This is a genomic window from Psychrobacter sp., from assembly GCF_035469765.1.
Classification (GTDB): Bacteria; Pseudomonadota; Gammaproteobacteria; order Pseudomonadales; family Moraxellaceae; genus Psychrobacter.
Map to the genome: position 1 here is coordinate 1 of NZ_DATIRM010000121.1, position 2,040 is coordinate 2,040.

General features: G+C 43.6%; 2 protein-coding genes. Both read right to left on the reverse strand.

Annotation, left to right across the window (positions count from 1 at the left end; genetic code table 11):
• Nucleotides 1–81 precede the first annotated feature (81 nt).
• Nucleotides 82–1,029, reverse strand: coding sequence for a CDP-diacylglycerol--serine O-phosphatidyltransferase (gene pssA / locus VLN09_RS03535; protein WP_325243814.1), 948 nt, complete (start codon nucleotides 1,027–1,029; stop codon nucleotides 82–84).
• A gap of 10 nt (nucleotides 1,030–1,039) precedes the next feature.
• Entirely contained in the window at nucleotides 1,040–1,915 is an 876-nt protein-coding gene (locus tag VLN09_RS03540; protein ID WP_011512902.1) for a 23S rRNA (adenine(2030)-N(6))-methyltransferase RlmJ, read from the reverse strand.
• Nucleotides 1,916–2,040: the final 125 nt, after the last annotated feature.

A 2,040-nucleotide genomic window follows, 5' to 3' on the forward strand; every position in this document is an offset into this window, starting at 1 on the left:
AAATAAAAACCACCTATTAAAAAATAAGCGGTTTTTATTTGCGTGTCTTAAATTAATATCTATTATAAAACAGCTTTAGCGCTAACTGGTGGCTTTGGCTTGTAAGGTGCTAACAATACCTGACAAAGCATAAATAACACCAATCGCTAAGATGCCAACAGGGATATCGTATAGCACGATACTCATGATTAATACACCAACGATAAGCACTACGAAAGGGACTTTTTTCTTATCAAACTCTTTAAAGCTATAGTACTTGACGTTGCTGACCATCAATAAGCCGCAAATAACCACCCAAGCCGCAAATAAGAACATCACAAGTGTATCGTATTGTCCGATCCACTCACTGTGATCGACGGCAACCATAACTGCTGCTGTCACCAAGATAGCAGCAAGCGGACTTGCCAAACCAACAAAGTATTTCTTATCGACTTCACCAATCTGCACGTTAAAACGCGCCAGACGGAAGGCAGCACAGGCGGTAAAGACAAACGCACAGCCCAATCCAATGCGACCTAACGGCTGTAGCGCAAAGCTATAAATTAAGATTGCTGGTGCAACACCAAAGGCTAGCATATCGGCAAGCGAATCATATTGCTCGCCAAAGGGGCTTTGTGCATTTAGCATACGCGCCACCCGCCCATCTGCGCCATCCAAAATAGCCGATAAGAAAATCGCTAGCGATGCTTTATAAAACTCGCCCTGGGTACTGGCTAAAATAGAATAAAAGCCTGACAGCAGCGATAAAGTGGTAATCAAGTTGGGCGCTAAATAAACACCGCGACTGACCACCCGCTTACCTTCAGCGACTTCTGCTTCAATCACCTCAAACGTCAAGCCATCATAACTCTCATTATCCGCCAAGCGAATATCGAAATCATGCTCATCCACAAAGGGCGGTTGAGTGGCGGCGCTATCTTGTAATAAAGGCTCTTTGATCAAACCCTCATTCATCACTTTATCAGTGACCAGACTGCCCTTTGCAAGACTGTTTTTTTCAAGGCTACGTGATGATTGATCAGTCGTCATAACAATATCCTTATTCGCCAACCAACCAGCGGACGGTAGTTGCACTATCAGGCGTTAAGTCTGGTGCATCAGCAACTTTTAATACAGGCTGTAAGAAGCGTAGTATCTCACGTGCTTGGTTATCAAACTGCCATGGTGGATTGATCACAAGCAGCCCTGTACCGTTCAGACCGACAGCGATATCTTTAGGATAAATATTTAGCTCACAGACCAATTGACGTCTCATCTCAGTACGCTTGAGCTTTTTATAAAACAGCTCAACCGCGTCGATGTTCTTGATTGGGAACCATAACGCATAAGTGCCTTGTGGCCACTTGTTATAAGAATGTACCAACAAATCGATTAGACGTGTAAAATCTTTGTGCTCCTGCTCGTAAGGAGGATCTAAAAATATCAAGCCACGCTTTTCTTTTGGCGGAATCACTGCCGCGATACCTTCAAAAGCATTGCGATGATGAATACCGATTGGCAATTTATGTAGCTGATAGTTCAGTGCATCATACTCACTGGCTTTGGCTTCAAAGGCTTCACCGCGCACGCCAGCATCTGGATTTTTTTCAACATGATGGGCAATCCACCACGGCGAACCCGGATAGACTTTTTTGTCATAGGTAAAACGGGCTTGCTTGATGCCTTCCATATAGTCTTTGATGGCAGCTGGTGCTTTTTCGACATCGGCTTTTACCAAGGCTTGGATACCGCCTTTGGCTTCACCCGTCTTGCGCGCCTCTTCACTGCCAAGCGAATACAGTCCACGACCGCCATAAGCATCAAGCACATAAAAAGGTTTGTTTTTTTGCCCCATTTGATTCAGCAGTTGTACCAATAAAATGTGTTTAACAACATCGGCAAAGTTACCAGCATGATAGGCGTGTTTATAATTCATAAGTTTAAAAGTTTAAATAAGAAAAATTGCATCTATGGTAGCATAGGATGGCTAAAAGATAACGATGGTTTTGGTAAAAAGGCGTAGATTGACGGTGTAACGACAGATAATGGACGATAGCGAGA